This is a genomic window from Leeuwenhoekiella sp. H156, assembly GCF_052218455.1.
Taxonomy (GTDB): domain Bacteria; phylum Bacteroidota; class Bacteroidia; order Flavobacteriales; family Flavobacteriaceae; genus Leeuwenhoekiella; species Leeuwenhoekiella parthenopeia.
Window position 1 is genome coordinate 77,551 of record NZ_CP197499.1, and the last position, 15,954, is coordinate 93,504.

Annotated in this window: 10 protein-coding genes; 7 read left to right on the forward strand and 3 right to left on the reverse strand. The window is 40.8% G+C overall.

The genetic code is table 11. The annotated features are described in order from the left end of the window. Positions 1-423 precede the first annotated feature (423 nt). Positions 424-4,530: a hybrid sensor histidine kinase/response regulator transcription factor gene (locus ACSSS3_RS00275; protein ID WP_442845966.1), complete on the forward strand. Its 4,107-nt coding sequence runs from the start codon at positions 424-426 to the stop codon at positions 4,528-4,530. A gap of 92 nt (positions 4,531-4,622) precedes the next feature. On the opposite strand, the gene ACSSS3_RS00280 is transcribed toward ACSSS3_RS00275, so the two are convergent. Continuing rightward, positions 4,623-6,809 carry a family 43 glycosylhydrolase gene (locus ACSSS3_RS00280; protein WP_442845967.1) on the reverse strand — a complete coding sequence of 729 codons (2,187 nt, stop codon included), beginning with the start codon at positions 6,807-6,809 and terminating at the stop codon, positions 4,623-4,625. A 239-nt stretch (positions 6,810-7,048) separates the two neighbouring features. Here ACSSS3_RS00280 and ACSSS3_RS00285 point away from each other — a divergent pair, with 239 nt between their 5' ends. The 5 genes from ACSSS3_RS00285 (at position 7,049) to ACSSS3_RS00305 (ending at position 11,633) form a co-directional block, all read left to right on the forward strand. Then, positions 7,049-8,158, forward strand: coding sequence for a mechanosensitive ion channel family protein (locus tag ACSSS3_RS00285; RefSeq protein WP_442845968.1), 1,110 nt, complete (start codon positions 7,049-7,051; stop codon positions 8,156-8,158). A gap of 25 nt (positions 8,159-8,183) precedes the next feature. Then, positions 8,184-8,663: a hypothetical protein gene (locus tag ACSSS3_RS00290; RefSeq protein ID WP_442845969.1), complete on the forward strand. Its 480-nt coding sequence runs from the start codon at positions 8,184-8,186 to the stop codon at positions 8,661-8,663. A 268-nt stretch (positions 8,664-8,931) separates the two neighbouring features. Further along, a complete protein-coding gene (locus tag ACSSS3_RS00295) occupies positions 8,932-9,816 on the forward strand; it encodes an alpha/beta hydrolase (RefSeq protein ID WP_442845970.1) in 885 nt (294 codons plus the stop codon). Positions 9,817-9,865: 49 nt separating this feature from the next. Beyond that, a complete protein-coding gene (locus tag ACSSS3_RS00300; RefSeq protein WP_228230237.1) occupies positions 9,866-10,462 on the forward strand; it encodes a Crp/Fnr family transcriptional regulator in 597 nt (198 codons plus the stop codon). Between the two features lie 100 nt (positions 10,463-10,562). Then, positions 10,563-11,633 carry an SDR family oxidoreductase gene (locus tag ACSSS3_RS00305; protein WP_442845971.1) on the forward strand — a complete coding sequence of 357 codons (1,071 nt, stop codon included), beginning with the start codon at positions 10,563-10,565 and terminating at the stop codon, positions 11,631-11,633. A gap of 105 nt (positions 11,634-11,738) precedes the next feature. On the opposite strand, the gene pgl is transcribed toward ACSSS3_RS00305, so the two are convergent. Both pgl and zwf read right to left on the reverse strand, forming a co-directional pair. Continuing rightward, positions 11,739-12,452, reverse strand: coding sequence for a 6-phosphogluconolactonase (gene pgl / locus ACSSS3_RS00310; protein ID WP_442845972.1), 714 nt, complete (start codon positions 12,450-12,452; stop codon positions 11,739-11,741). Positions 12,453-12,718: 266 nt separating this feature from the next. Beyond that, complete coding sequence (gene zwf, locus ACSSS3_RS00315; protein ID WP_442845973.1) at positions 12,719-14,257, reverse strand: glucose-6-phosphate dehydrogenase; 1,539 nt, start codon at positions 14,255-14,257, stop codon at positions 12,719-12,721. A gap of 200 nt (positions 14,258-14,457) precedes the next feature. On the opposite strand from zwf, the gene gndA reads away from it, so the two are divergent. Continuing rightward, complete coding sequence (gndA, locus tag ACSSS3_RS00320; RefSeq protein ID WP_442845974.1) at positions 14,458-15,870, forward strand: NADP-dependent phosphogluconate dehydrogenase; 1,413 nt, start codon at positions 14,458-14,460, stop codon at positions 15,868-15,870. The last annotated feature ends 84 nt before the right edge of the window (positions 15,871-15,954 follow it).

A 15,954-nucleotide genomic window follows, 5' to 3' on the forward strand; every position in this document is an offset into this window, starting at 1 on the left:
GTTTGAGTTATGAAAGTTGAATTAGTTAAAACACCTAAGTAGTATGGTGTCTTTGACTTCTAAAATGGCTGGTACTTTTGTGGGTTTTCTTGTCATATGGTTTTTACAGTTTTATTGATTTAAAGGATTACAGGTTGAGTTGAATGGTTTAATGAAATCGATGTCGTAATCGTTGCGATTTGTAAGACAACCAAGAACAACATCTTAATGCTTTCTTAAATATTCTATATTTGATTCTAACGAAATCGAAATAGTAACGATTTCACTTTGACAATTTTCAGAAAATATCTCTCGCGAAACAGGGGGGTAATGAATAAAACTAAGGGGGGTAATGTTGCAAAATGCCCATTTTTAGGCATTTTCAAGTTTTTAAGTGTTAGAACAACAATTAATTATTAAATTTCTTAATGAAAAATTAAAATTATGACGCCAGCGGCTAATAAGTTTATTTGGTTTATTCTCGTTCTCCTGAGCCCCCTTTTTAATTTAGGGGTAATTGCACAAGAAAATCAATACGAAAACGAGTCTCTAGAATCCAGAAAACTAACGTTCTATAATCTGGATACAGAGCGTGGTCTTTCAAACGGTATTGTAAACGCTATTGAGCAGGATGCGCTAGGCTTCATTTGGGTAGGAACCGCCGATGGTCTTAACCGATATGATGGTAATGAATTTGAAGTTTTCAGAAGGGAAAACTCAGATCTTACCAATAATAATATTCAGAGCATTGAAAAAGCACACTGTGGTAAGATAATGCTTGCTACAGATGAAGGCTTAAACAGTTATGACCCAAAACTTCAACGTTTTGAAAAAGTAGATCAGTCCAACAGTTTTCTGAATAAAAGTGTCAACTCCTATTTAGAGTTGGCCGGCGGCAAATCTGCTGTAGGAGTCTATTATCAGGGAGTTCATATTCTTAAGGATTTAAAGTCATCCACTTTCTTTTACGAAGGACTTTCTTCATCCCGTATCTCCTGTATGACGCTTCAAATAAAAGACCGGGACTCTATTTTGTGGGTTGGTACGTTTGATAATGGGCTAAATAAAATTGACCTTAGAAAAAAGAAGGTTTCGCAGCATTTATTGTATGACTCAAAAAATCTTCAGGTGAATTGTCTTTTTACAGATAGTAAAAATAATTTGTGGATAGGGACTAATTCCGGAATACGAATTTTAAAAGAGGATGGTTCTGAAATCAAACTCACCAGGTCAAACTCCCAAAATGGCCTAAGTGATAATAAAGTTCTTGCAATTGCAGAAGATGATTTGGGAGATATTTGGATAGGCACCAATACAGGCGGACTCAATATCCTGAATCTTAACGCCTTGCTTGCTGATCAATCACAACTTAAAATCTACAAATACACCCCCAGAGAAGATGGCACCAGTATATTTGATGCCACAGTAAACAGCATATTTAAAGACAATCTGGGCAATATGTGGCTGGGTACTAATTCAGGCTTAAACTTCTGTGATCCTAAAGGAGAACCCATCCGGCTTTTAAAAAATAATCTTTCAGGTACCGATAAACTGAAACACGAACGTATTAACGATATCATCCAGAGCAATTCAGGCTTTATTTATATCGCTACCGATGGTGGAGGTGTAGATGTTTATGATCCTGAAACTAACACCTTACAGTATGAGTACCTTCATACCAGTAAAGGTCTTAAATCAAACCTTGTTCTTAGCGTTTTGAAAGATTCATCACAACGATTTTGGATAGGAACTTATCTTGGTGGTTTGAATATTTATGACACAAAAACCAGGCAATGGTCGTACCATTTGCAGGGCACTTCTTCTGAAGGTAGCGATGTACGTGTTATAGTAGAAGACTCAAAAAGAAATATCTGGATAGGAACCAATAGAGGTGGCCTATTTAAATATGATGAGCAACTTAAGAAAACTGAATATGTGACAGATCTTAATAAGGTTGCTGCTAATATGGATATACGGGATATTGCAGAAGATAGTAGCGGAGCACTTTGGTTAGCTACCTACGGAAACGGAATCCTTAGATATGAACCCCAATCTGGCGAAGTAGTATCCTATCACGAAGGTAACCTCAAAGGCTTAAACAGTAATGTCGTCTATTGTCTGACTGTTCTTGACGATGACAGCGTTGTTGCAGGTCTTAAATATGGCGGATTATTAATTTTCAAACACAAAGACAGCGCCGGGCTTAACCTAACTGAAAAAGATGGTTTAAGCAATAATACGATTAACAGTATGCTTGTGTTTGACAAGGATCAAATATGGCTGGGAACCAATAAGGGTATAAGCATCTACAATGCAAAAACGAAAAACGTAAAGAACCTCAATACGTATAATAATATCCAAAAAAGTCATTATAATATTGGCGCGGCATTATTAGGTTCTGATGGTCATTTATATTTTGGCGGAAATCAGGGCCTGAGCATTTTTGACCCCGCTCACCTGATCAATAAAGATCAACACAATAACATTCAGATTAAAAACTTGTTGGTTTCAAACGAGGAAGTTCCTGTTTTGCCTGATGATGCCAATGCAATTCTGAAAGAATCGATTCTATTTAAAAATCAACTTATTTTAAAACATGATCAAAATAACTTCTCTCTTGATTTTACCAGTTTAAAATTTCCGTATGCTGACAATGTCAGGTATTCCTATTTCTTAGAGGGCTATAGCGATTACTGGACAAATCTTAAAACTTCTAACCGAATTAACTTTAGCAATTTACCTCCGGGAACTTATGCCTTAAAAATTAGGGCTGAATCTGACATAGACTCCAATTATTACAAAGAATTTACTATAAAAGTACTGCCGCCTATCTGGAAAACGGTACCTGCTTATTTATTTTACCTCATCACCCTTGCGCTTCTAATCACTATGGGGCTCAAATACTACTCCGAACGCATACACCTTAAAAACTCATTGCTCTTTGAACAGAAACAGCGCAAACTTGAGCACGAACTCAATGAAGAGCGCATTCGATTTTATACCGGGTTTTCGCACGAACTTAAAACACCCCTCACCCTTATTCTTGCACCACTTGAAACCTTGCTGGATGAGATCGTTCATAAACGCCACCGTAAAAGCCTTAAGCTCATACGCCGTAATGCAGATAACCTGCTCAGTTTTATAAATAAATTGTTAGAATTCAGGAAAAGCGAAGAAGGCCTGAGCAAACTGGAGCTTAATGAATACAACCTGAGCAAAAACCTATCCCAATGGCTGTCTGGATACGAACCGGTTGTCAAGAAGAAAAACATCAATCTGATGGTCACCATGCCTCAAAAGGCCGTGAAGGTGTACTGCGACCTTGAAAAAATACACGTGATTGTAAATAATTTGATTTCAAATGCCATTAAATACACCCCAGATGGGGGTAAGATCAACGTCATGCTGGAAGTTGATGAATCCTATGTCAATATCGTAGTATCAGATACCGGAAGTGGAATCAAAACCAGTGACCTCAACCACATTTTTGAATGGTACTATCAATCGGAGAATAGATTTAAAAAAGACGGTACGGGTATAGGACTGGCACTTTCCAGAAGATTTGCACACCTGCATAAAGGATTTCTTGACGTAGAAACCAAGGCCAATCAGGGCAGTACTTTTACCCTAAAAATACCGAACGACGACACCCTGCTAGACGCCTATCTTCAGCTTGAAGAGCGGCCTCAGATCAATAAGAAAGAGGTAGAAAAACGCATTAGTGAGGCCGAGGCTGTTAATCCCGAACCGAAAACAAACAGTGTTTATCTTAAAGCCGAAAGCACCAGAAAATTGCTTTTACTTGTCGATGACAATCCCGACATTCTTGAGTTTCTCGAAAGTGCTCTGGGCTCAGAATACGATCTCATTCAGGCGGAAGATGGCGAGGAAGGTATTAGCCTGGCGGTTAAATATATCCCCGATTTAATCATCAGCGATGTAATGATGCCCGTCAAAAACGGACTCGACCTCTGCCATTTCATCAAAAACAAAAAGGAAACCTCGCATATTCCGGTTATTTTGCTCTCTGCGAAAAGTAATCACGAAACCATCGAAACGGGTTATGAAGAGGGCGCTGATGATTACATCGTGAAGCCTTTTAACGTTCAGGTCCTACGAGCTCGGGTTAAAAACCTTATTGAAAGCCGCCAGTTTCTGTTGAAAAAAGTTCAGGAAACCCGTTCTGAGGTTATTGATAATAAGGAAGATTCTAAGATTCTTGAAAATGAAAAGAAATTCCTTGCCGAATTAAAACAACTCATTTTTGAGCAGACTCAGGAGGGCGATGTTAGCGTAGAGGCTATTGCTGAACATATTGGGATGAGCAGATCTTCGCTCTACCGCAAGGTTAAAGCGATTACCGGCCAAAGCATCAATGAGTACATTAGAGATATAAGACTTGAGAAAGCAGCTTACCTCATCGAAAAGGAAAATTTTACCGTATCACAGGCAGCTTACGAAGTTGGTTTTGGCGATGCCAAATACTTCCGGAAAATCTTTAAGGAGAAATTTGGCAGAACACCTTCTGCCTTTAAACAGAATCCGCTTTAAGCATCTGGTCTTAAAATTTAAAATCTCTCAATCAAAAAGCCCTCTCTACCTTAGTAAAGAGGGCTTTTTAGTATGGTGTTTCAAATGCGCTGTTATCTCAAAAGGCTTACCGGCTCAATGCCCTTCAGCGTTGGCTTAACCGGTACAATAGATCCGTCTTCAGCAAAAGTGAGTTTATCGATACAAACTTCTCTGTTAAAACCTGCCGGACCTCCCATGCTAATGCCTTTAGGGCGTGTAAAACGATGGTAAACAATATACCAGTCATCAGTACCCGGCACGTTGATCACCGAATTATGACCGGTAGCATAAATTTGCTGCTCGTCATCCTTCATAATAACCATGTTTTCATTTGGGATAGTTAAAGGTCCCAACGGACTGTCTGAAGTTGCATAACGCACACGGTAATTGGGGCTTCGGGTGTCATCTTCAGACCACATAAAATAGTACTTCCCGTTTCTAAAGAATACTTCTGTACCCTCACGATAGGTTCCATCGGGGGTCATCTCGGTAATGGTTTCTTCTTTTAAAGAACGCATATCGTCATTCAATTCGGCTCCTGCCATATAACCATTACCCCAGTAGAAATAGCTTTTTCCGCTTTGCGGATCAACAAAAACATCAGGATCTATAAGTTGTCCTCCTCCCCTTTTGATTGCCGCAGGTTTTTCGCCTACAAAAGGCTTTCCAGAATCGGTATACGGCCCGGCAGGATCATCGGCAACGGCTAAGCCTATTTGTTGTGCTGCCGAAAAATAGTAGAAATACTGATACTTCCCGTCAATCTTTCGCTCTGCGATACAGGGAGCCCATGCATTACGATTGGCCCAGCTTACATTTTTAGTCAAATCTACAATCACCCCTTCATCCTTCCAGTTTACTAAATCTGTGGACGAAAAGGTCTTAAAATAAGTCCCTGACCAGCCGTCGAAACCATCGCTGGTGGGATACAGGTAAAATTTTTGGTCTTTGTTGGAATAAATGATTTCGGGATCTGCATAGTATCCATCCAAAACCGGGTTTCCGGCTACTTCGGCTTTCACGGCATAGGTTGTTGTGGTGCCATCCGGAAGGGTGAGCGTATAAGAAACCGGACCCTTTTTAAAATCGGAAGCGGTGTTTTGCTCAACAGCTACTCCGGGAAAGGTAATGAGACCGGGGTTAAAATTCGTTAAGTTGCTGTCTTCATAAACCGGAAGGTAAACCGTCTTATCAGCCGCATCTGTTTTTATATTTTGACTTCTAACTGCTTCGTTTGCTGCACCTACCACCAAAGGCAAATTCTTGGAAGGAAATGCTTTTAGCAATCGGGTAGCTTCTGCCTCGCTTACCGGAATTATAGTCCCGTGACGGGGGTGAAAATTCATCGAAATCTTAGCAGCTCCCAAAGCTTTAAAATTACGTAGGTCTGTGCTTTCGGCAAACTGATACTCCCCGTCTATATACATATCATATAGCAAAATGTACGTATCGCTATCGATCATTTTAAATACCGAAGAACCTTCAACAGCCTTATCAGTCTGATCTACGTAGCCCTCAACGGGTACATAGCCGCCGGTGAGGCTGTCTGAAACTGCAACCCGAATCCCTTTGGTCGCAGAACCTTCGGTCTTGTAAAACATATGATACTTACCGTCTTTTTTGATGATATCGGCATCTATACAGGATTTTTCATCGGGGCTGTAAAAAAGCTGTTTGGGTGTTGTTTCGAAACCTGTAAAATCAGCATTTGCGTAGGCATAATAAATCTTATCGTAGCTACCGGGCTGTAGCATCGAGAAATACACCAAATATTTTCCGGCCTTTTCGTCAAAAATGGTTTGAGGAGCCCAGGCACGGGTAATGTCTGAAAACTCAGGAAATACCTCTGCCAGATTGATTTTGCTCGATTGCCAGTTAATCAGGTCGCTTGATTTGGTAAGGATGATTTCGGTATTGTCCCAACCCTTTTGGGTTTTAAGATCGGTTAAAACCATATAGAACATCCCGTCTTCCCCGCGCAAAATATGGGGATCGCGCACCCCACCGGTATTGCTTATCGCCTCTGTAGCTACAATGGGTTTATCGTCATTTAGCGCATAGTAATCGTAACCGTTACGGCTTAAAGCATAATGTACAGCCTCTTCGCCCGGTCCGTTACCGGTAAAGTACACAAAAAGGTAAGCCGATTTAGGCTCGTCACCGGTTTGAGATTTAACTTCTGAAGTTTTGCAGGATGTAGCAAAATTAACTAGTGCAAACAGACTGATTACAAGAAAATTGGAAAACTTAAAATTCATAATGGATATATTAAAACAAAACTGAAAAACAAATTAACTAAAAATAAATGTATAGTTTACGCTTTATAGTTAGATTTTGAGCTTTCGCCTCCATATTTCACTTAAAACCACCTGAAATTTCTATTCTTAAAACCCGCTCTAAAATTTACCAACGTTGTAGTTGGCTCATTCTAAAAGTTTTAAGTTTTATTAACGAATACTCGGGTTTCTTCTTTTAGATTTAGAGAAATACTTAGATTATGCCAAACACCCTGGACTCTAAAACATCGGTTTTTTTATTGATGACTCTTGCTGCCGGACTGGTAGGCTTTACCATTTTCTTTTTTGTATTGCGCAAATTGGGCAAAAGTCCCAAAACCATGCTGCCGCTCAACTTTGCCGGAAAAATCAGAATTCCCTTAGCTTTATTTATGCTTGCCCTGATCCTGCGCATTTTTAAAACCAACGATCAGTTACTTAGTGTAGTTGATGAAAAGCTACTCTCCCATACCAGCACCCTCCTCTTTATCCTCAGTATCACCTGGGGACTTATCGTCGTCATCAAGGCTTTTAAAAGGCATATACTTACCAAATACGATATGAGTGCTGAAGACAATATCCACGCACGTAAAATTTATACCCAGTTTAATGTACTGGAGCGGGTAATCATATTTCTGATCGTGTTGTTTGCCGTAAGCATTGCTTTGATGAGTTTTGACAGCATACGCTCTATAGGCGTAAGTATGCTTACCTCGGCGGGTATTGCCGGGATCATCATTGGTTTTGCAGCTCAGAAGGCTTTAGGAACCCTTATGGCCGGTATACAAATCGCATTTACCCAGCCTATACGTATGGATGATGTGGTGGTGGTCGAAGGGGAATGGGGCCGTATCGAAGAGATTTACCTTACCTACGTCGTGGTAAAAATCTGGGACAAGCGCAGGCTCGTATTGCCTACCACCTATTTTATTGAAAAACCTTTTCAGAACTGGACGCGTAACTCTTCAGACATCCTGGGTACGGTTTTTATCTATACCGATTATACAGTGCCTTTTGATGCCCTGCGCAAGGAACTCACCCGAATACTGGAAAACACCGAACTTTGGGATGGCGAGGTCAACGTCTTACAGGTCACAGACACCAATAACGAGATGGTAGAATCACGAGCCCTGATGAGTGCCAAAGACTCCCCTACTGCCTGGGATTTAAGGGTTTTGGTACGCGAAAAACTGGTGGTCTTTATTCAGGAAAATTATCCGCAAAGCCTGCCACGCACCCGTATTGAAATGCAGGCAGAGCCGGTATCAAAAATTCCATCTCAACAGAAAAATGACCCCGGAAAATCTGATTTGCTGAAGAAGGAAAATTAAGATCTTGTGATTAAATTAAAATAATATGATTTTTGAACATCTAGTATTGGGGTTTACCTTTGGAATATCGATGTCATTTATTTCCTGGATCGTAGGGATGGCACTTAATGCTATTCTGATGAAAACGAAATACTATGAAAAGTTATCAAATCTCAGTTTTATTAAGAGTCAAAGGCTGAATAGAAAAATCGGAATTCAATACTTCAAATGGATCGTAAAAAATACCTTCTTCAGATTTTTTAACCAGAAACTAAAACTGCAAAATAGAAATACAGATTTGAACGAAATTCGTAAGGAAATGACCCTTTCCGAAATAAGTCATCTTATTGGCTTCACATTTGTGGCTTTTATTGCTATTTATAAAGGCGTAACCACCGGAATACTTTTCGCATTTGCAATGATGATTCCAAACGTTCTACTCAATTTTTATCCTTCCTTATTGCAACAGGAGAACAAGAGAAGGATTAATAGCATATTAAATAAAAAATCGGCAATGACAAGTTGAATAGAGCTGCAGCAAAATTTTAAAAATTATTGAAAATCAGTCACGGGAAAAAGGTCAATTAACACCTCAATAAAAAAACAGGAGTACCTGAGGGAAATAGGGAAACCCTTTTAAAAGGGAGTGCTGGATAAAAAAAATCAGAAATCTAAAACTAAAAGGAGATCACTCGCATTTAGAAAGTTTCCCTTCAAAATTACTCTGACATCCAATCAGAAATCCCATTTTTACAGATAGTCAAAGTCCTTCTCAATCTTAAAACCAGATTTAAATGAAAGCAAGTCTGTTTATCGTATTAATTTCTTACATCAGCCTTCAAAACTTTTCTGCACAGGAAAACCGGGATTTGTATTTAGGCACCTCTTATACCTTACATTCCGAAATCTTAAACGAAAACCGCATCTATTCGGTAAACCTGCCGGAATCGTATTACGAGGATAAGGCCGAAAACAAAACCTATCCCCTGCTCATCGTATTGGACGGAAACACGCATTTTAGGCCTCTAAGTGGTATAGTGCAGTATCTAAGCGCAGCTTCTACCCGCAATCTTCGTATCCCTGAAATGATTGTGATAGGTATTGAAAATGTAAACCGCCGCAGAGACTTTACGCCCGATAAAGTCATCACCACAAGACCTAATGATACCGGGGGCGGAGCTGCATTTTTAAGTTTTTTGGAAAACGAACTCATCCCCGAACTGGATCAAAAATTCAGAACAAATACTAACCGTATTCTTTTTGGTCACTCTCTGGGCGGTCTGCTCGCCGCGCACGCGTATATGCAGGAAGAAAGCCCATTTATTGGTTTTATCGCGGTAGATCCCAGCTTTGGCACCTGGGACGCAGAAACGATGGATGCTAAGATTGAACAGGTTACGCCCAACTCGTTTCAACGTTTTATCTACATCGCCACGGCTAACTGGGGCAAACGCAACATCAGAAACCGCGACCGGCACATAAGATGGCTTGAATCCTTAAATCAAAAATGCGAAGGCCCCCTACCCGCAAAACTTGAATATTTTGAAAACGAAACCCACAGTTCAGTTTCTGTGATCGCATTTTATAATGGGATTACCACGCTTTTTGAAGAAGATGGTTTGTATCGAAAAAACATCTTCTTGAACCCGGAGAACCAATCCCCGGAGCAACAAAATTAGTTTAGGAGCACTTAAACCTGACCACAAAGAAAGACACAGGAAAACGAGCATGAAGAACAAAAATCTAAGCGGGTATGATGAACTTTTTCGACAACTTGAAGAAAAAACAGCACTGACTGAGGATGAAAAGGCCCGTATTCCTCAATTCTTTGAAAGCAAAAACCTCGAAAAAAAGCAGTATTTATTACGACAGGGTGACTATTGTAAAAATCTGGCATTTGTAGCAAAAGGTGCTTTAAAGTCGTATACGCTAGATGATAAGGGACAGGAACACATAAGTTTACTGGCCTGGGAAGGATGGTGGGTTTCTGACTTTAAAAGTTTTATCGCTGAAGAAAAAGCTATTTTAGCTATTGATGCCATTGAGGATAGTGAAGTGCTTCTTATATCACGCTCCAACTACGAAGCGCTTTTAGAGGAAATTCCTTCTATGGAGCGTTACTTTAGAATTTTATATCAAAACAGTCTGGTTACAAAAGACCGAAGATTGATAAGTTCAAACACCTATACCGCCGAAGAGAAATACCTGCATTTGTTAAAGATGTACCCCTTTATATCCCAGCGCATTCCACAAAATCTAATTGCCTCATATCTGGGTCTTACCCCCGAAACCATTAGCCGAATAAAGAAAAACCTGGTAGAATAACACCGGTTTACAGTGCGGCTTTTTTCTTGATTCAGATCAATGCACAGCTGGTAAGCTCCCTGTAATTTTGTTTTATAGTTAAAAACAAATACAGATTATTATGGATAACATAGCATTGATAGTTGGCGCAAGTGGTATTTCAGGTAACAACCTGGCCCAGGAATTACTTAAAAATGGCTGGACAACCTATGGCATTACCCGAAATTCTGAAGTCAAACTCGACGGACTCAAAAATATTAAAGCAGATTTACTGGATCTACAATCCTTAGAAAAAGCGTTGGTTGACCTAAAACCTACCCATGTGTTTTTTACGGCCTGGATGCGTAAAGCTACAGAAGCCGAAAATATTGAAGTGAACAGTAAAATGGTGAGCAATTTGCTGGACGTTCTAGCCCCCAAAAAATCGGTTAAGCATGTTGCTCTGGTAACCGGATTAAAACACTATTTAGGGCCTTTTGAAAAATATGCCAGTGAGGGTTTTACACCTGAAACACCAGTAAGAACAGAGCATCCAAGACTCGAATTGAACAATTTTTATTACGCTCAGGAAGATGAGATTTTTGAAGCAGCAAAACGGGATGGCTTTACCTGGAGCATTCACCGGGCTCATACTATGATTGGGCAGGCCGTGGGTAACCTTATGAATATGGGAACAACTTTAGCTGTTTACGCCAGTATTTGTAAAGAAAAAGGCACGCCTTTTATTTGGCCCGGATCAGAAGCTCAATGGAACGGAATATCAGACGTAACAGATGCTAAAATTTTAGCCAAACAATTCGTTTGGGCAGCCACTACTCCCGAAGCCGGAAACGAAGCTTTCAACATTGTAAATGGAGACGTATTTCGCTGGAGTTGGTTATGGCAACAAATTGCAGAATACTTTGGTGTAAACTATCAGGGCTACGTTGAAAAAAACAGGAGTTTAGAAGAGCTTATGAGCGATGATGAGGCTATTTGGCAACAAATTGCAGATAAACATCAATTGGCTGAAACCCAATTAGACCGGTTGGCTTCACCATGGCATACAGATCTCGATCTAAGGAGGCCTATTGAAGTCATGACAAATATGGCGAAAAGCCGTAAGCTGGGATTTAAAGAATATCAGGATACCAGAGAATCATTTTTCGATTTATTTGACAAATTAAAGGAGCAAAAAATCATTCCGGCTTAATGAGAGGAATAAAAACCTATTAATTTAGTAAACACTAAAGAAATGTATAAAAAAAGGATGTCGGCTTAAAAACTGACATCCTTTTTTTAGTATATCTTTCTATACTTACTCCAATCCTGCGGCGGCATCCTGATCTAAAAACCAGATCAATTCGTCGCTTTTTGGCGCTACCAGGCTGGCCGGGTATTGCTTATAACCTTCGGTCTTATTGATAATTGCGGTTACTTTTTCGGCTTTGCCAGCACCGGTCACCAGAAACGCTACGGTTTTAGCATTATTAATCACTTTTCCGGTGATGGTCACGCGCTTTTGTCCGCTATCGGGATGAGTGGCTACCCGGCAGTTTTCGGGCATATCCCACAAGGCGATCTGGTGCGGGAAGATAGAAGCCGTATGGCCATCATCGCCCATTCCCAGAATAACCAAATCAAAACACGGGATTCCGTTTGCAGCAGGGATGTTTTCCTGCAACACCTCGCTATAACGCTTAGCCTCTTCTTCAGGATCATTTTCACCTTTCACCCGGTAAATATTGGTCTTCGGTATTTCGATTTTAGACAACAAATGATCTACGGTCATTTTATAGTTGCTCTCGGCATCAGCAGGCGGTACGCAACGCTCATCACCCCAGTATAAATACACCTGAGACCAGTCTATATCCTTACCAAATTCTGATGCAAGCTGATCAAACACAATTTTAGGCGTACTGCCTCCCGAAAGCGCAATATGTACCGGCTCTCCAGAAGCACAACACTCCTTAAAAAATGTTGAAAAATCCTCAGCTACCTGCTCCTTAGTTTCCTTTATACGTAATTCCATTTCTCTCAATTCAAAGTTTAAAATTCAATGTTTTAGGTTGGTTTTCAGTTTGCGGTTTTCAGTTTTCCGTTTTCCGTTTCTTAAGCTGTGAAAAAAAATTAATCGTTTATTCGTTTAAAAGTTGAACCGTTGCTGCTTTGCAGTTTTCGGTTTTAAAATAACTCAATAACCTAATAAAACTTCTTACTCCTTACTCTTCAACTTTTACCTCTAACCACTTACTTTTTACCCGCTACAAACCACCATTAACAAATAACACTTAACATCTAAATGATGCAGTATCCCGTTTCATCAGTTAACAACTCACCGGGATTGCGCCAGCCGTTGGCATCTTCAATAAGGTCGTCTGAGTTTTTAGGTCCCCAGGTTCCTGCGGGATATCCGTAGGTGTTTACATTGACATCTTTGGCCCAATATTCTAAAATAGGATCTACAAATGCCCAGGCCGCCTCGACCTCATCGGCACGTGCGTAAAGCGTGGTGTCACCCTGCATCGCATCGAGCAACAGACGCTCGTAGGCATCCATAATATTGTTATCGCTCAGGCTGCTGTAGTAAAAGTCCAGGTTGGCGCGCTCCACTTTAAAGCCCTGCCCCGGCACTTTTACCCCAAACTTGATCAAAATACCCTCATCGGGCTGAATACGGATGATGAGTTTATTGTCTTTATTGTTGATGTCCTGATTTTTAAATACCTGATGATGTGGCGTCTTAAAGTGAATTACCACTTCGGTTACCTTGGTTGGCATACGCTTGGCGGTGCGCACGTAAAACGGAACATCTTTCCAGCGCCAGTTATCTACAAAAAACTTAACCGCAGCATAGGTTTCGGTTTTAGATTCGGGATCAACACCTTCTTCTTCCCTGTAGCCTTTTACACGTTTGCCATTAATACTTGAAGCGATATACTGCCCTTTCATCGTATGATCAAAAAGTTCCTGCTCCTCGCGCATAATCCGCAAAGATTTAAGAGCTTTTACCTTCTCGTTGTGAATCTCTTCGGCTGTTGCATTAATGGGTGGCTCCATCACGATAAGTGATACAATCTGCAAAAGGTGACTTTGAAACATATCACGCAAGGCTCCTGACTTATCATAATAGCCACCACGCTTTTCAACCCCTACCGTTTCGGCATTGGTGATTTCTACGTGATGTATGTAATTCCGGTTCCAAAGCGGCTCAAAAATGGAGTTTGAAAAACGCGTAACCATCAGGTTTTGCACGGTTTCTTTTCCTAAATAATGGTCTATTCGGTAAATCTGGCGCTCTTTGAAGTATTTCTGCAGTCCGGCATTAAGCTCTTTAGCCGTCTCCAGGCTGTAACCAAAAGGCTTTTCGACCACAATGCGTCTAAAACCTTTTGCTCCTCCACTCCCCTTGGTCAAACCCTGATCGTACAGGTTTTTGGCAATGGGCTCATACAGACTGGGCGGTGTAGACAGGTAAAACGTAAAGTTGTCATCTGTCTTATATTCGGTATTCAATTCTTTGATGCGCTTGGCAAGACCACTGTATTCGGAGTCGTAATCGTCTCCCAGATCGGTGTAGAACATCATATCTGCGAACTTCTTAATAAACTCCTTATCTTTAGATTTAACCTCCTCTTTTAAGAATTCGCTATCATACACCACACGCTTTCTAAAATCTTCATCACTGAGGTTGCTTCGACTGGCGCCCAAAACCACAAAGTTTTCGGGAAAATGACCGTCTGAATATAAGTTATAAAGCGCAGGAATTAGTTTACGCGCTGTAAGATCTCCGGAAGCTCCAAAAATGACCAGAAGCTGATTTGATGTAGAATTCATAGAACTAGTTTGGTTTTTTTAGTTTTAGCGATAAGCTCAGGCATCAAAATAACATGAGTTTATAATTTATAACTACCCCATGTCACTATTATCGTTTAATTTTGGCTTACGCGCGTACAAAAATAAGGCATCCTGCCCGTAAAGCAGAGGCTTTATAAAAACATTAGCGTGCAAATTTAAAAGAACAATAACAAATTATTATGGAGCATAAAAATTATGATTTTGGCCTGGTTGGTCTTGGAGTAATGGGACGCAATTTTATTTTAAACGTCGCAGACAACAACTTTAAAGCCTTTGGCTACGACCTCGACTCAGAAAAAGTGGATGCCCTTAAAGAAGAAGGCGGTGATCTCAATAAAGTAGACGCGTCTACAGATATCAAAACCTTTACACAGGCGCTTGCCGCTCCGCGAAAAATCATGCTCCTGGTTCCTGCCGGGAAAATTGTAGATCAGGTTATTGAAAGCCTGCTACCTCACCTCGATAAGGGCGATATTATTATTGATGGTGGAAACTCCTTTTTTACCGATACAGACCGACGCGAAGCCTATCTAAAGGAAAAAGGAATCAATTTCTTTGGCGCCGGTGTTAGCGGTGGTGCCGAAGGTGCCCGTAAAGGCCCAAGCATTATGCCCGGTGGTGACGCCGATGCCTACGAACACATCAAACCTATTTTTGAAGCTGTAGCTGCCGACTTTAAAGGCGAGCCCTGCGTAGCGCATTTGGGACCCAAGTCTGCCGGAAACTACGTGAAAATGGTGCACAACGGCATCGAATACGGCATGATGCAGCTTACTTCTGAGATTTACGATTTACTGCGAAAGTCGGTTGCGTTGAGCAACGACGAATTGCATCAGGTTTATGACCTGTGGAACAAAGGTCGTCTGCAGTCGTTTTTAGTGGAGATTACTGCCGAAATATTCAAGCAGCAAGATGACCTGGGTGACGGAAGATTAATCGATAAAATCCTCGATAAAGCCAAGCAAAAAGGTACCGGTAAATGGACCTCACAAAACGCGATGGACCTTGGGATTCCGGTTCCTACTATAGATATCGCGGTAAGTATGCGCGAGATTTCAGCCTTAAAAGACGAGCGCATCGTTGCCGATAAACTATACGACCGTCCTGAGCCTAAAGCCATTGATAAAGACAAAATCATCACGATGGCCGAAGAAGCTTTATACTTCTCGTTTATCATCGCCTATGCGCAAGGCCTGCACCAGCTTGCCGAAGCTTCTAAAGAATACGAGTACGATCTCGATATGTCTGTAATTGCCAAAATCTGGAGAGCCGGTTGTATCATACGTTCAGGCTTGTTAGACAACATTTCGGAAGCATATCTATCAGACAAAAACTTACCTAACTTATTATTAGCGCCTTCGTTTGTGCCTAAAGTTCAGGAAACGATGGCTTCAGTTAGAGAACTGGTTGCTTATGCGGCTACCAGCGGAATTCCGGTTCCCGGACTTTCAAACTCATTGAATTATTTTGAGGCCTATACCTCAAGTCATCTGCCGCTAAACCTTATCCAGGCGCAGCGCGATAACTTTGGTTCGCACACCTACGAGCGTCTAGACCGCGAAGGTGTTTTCCATACCGAATGGGGAAAGTAATTTCTTGATATCCATTTACAAAAGAGCCTTTAACGAGGCTCTTTTTTTGTTTTGGGCAAAGCCGAAAAATGGAATACCAAAAGA

What these genes read in the sequence shown, in the direction of transcription:
- ACSSS3_RS00300 (WP_228230237.1), top strand. Translation starts at nt 9,866, where the DNA reads ATGAAGAACAAAAATCTAAGCGGGTATGATGAACTTTTTCGACAACTT.
- pgl (WP_442845972.1), bottom strand. Translation starts at nt 12,452, where the DNA reads ATGGAATTACGTATAAAGGAAACTAAGGAGCAGGTAGCTGAGGATTTT.
- gndA (WP_442845974.1), top strand. Translation starts at nt 14,458, where the DNA reads ATGGAGCATAAAAATTATGATTTTGGCCTGGTTGGTCTTGGAGTAATG.
- ACSSS3_RS00285 (WP_442845968.1), top strand. Translation starts at nt 7,049, where the DNA reads ATGCCAAACACCCTGGACTCTAAAACATCGGTTTTTTTATTGATGACT.
- ACSSS3_RS00295 (WP_442845970.1), top strand. Translation starts at nt 8,932, where the DNA reads ATGAAAGCAAGTCTGTTTATCGTATTAATTTCTTACATCAGCCTTCAA.
- ACSSS3_RS00275 (WP_442845966.1), top strand. Translation starts at nt 424, where the DNA reads ATGACGCCAGCGGCTAATAAGTTTATTTGGTTTATTCTCGTTCTCCTG.
- ACSSS3_RS00280 (WP_442845967.1), bottom strand. Translation starts at nt 6,809, where the DNA reads ATGAATTTTAAGTTTTCCAATTTTCTTGTAATCAGTCTGTTTGCACTA.
- ACSSS3_RS00290 (WP_442845969.1), top strand. Translation starts at nt 8,184, where the DNA reads ATGATTTTTGAACATCTAGTATTGGGGTTTACCTTTGGAATATCGATG.
- zwf (WP_442845973.1), bottom strand. Translation starts at nt 14,257, where the DNA reads ATGAATTCTACATCAAATCAGCTTCTGGTCATTTTTGGAGCTTCCGGA.
- ACSSS3_RS00305 (WP_442845971.1), top strand. Translation starts at nt 10,563, where the DNA reads ATGGATAACATAGCATTGATAGTTGGCGCAAGTGGTATTTCAGGTAAC.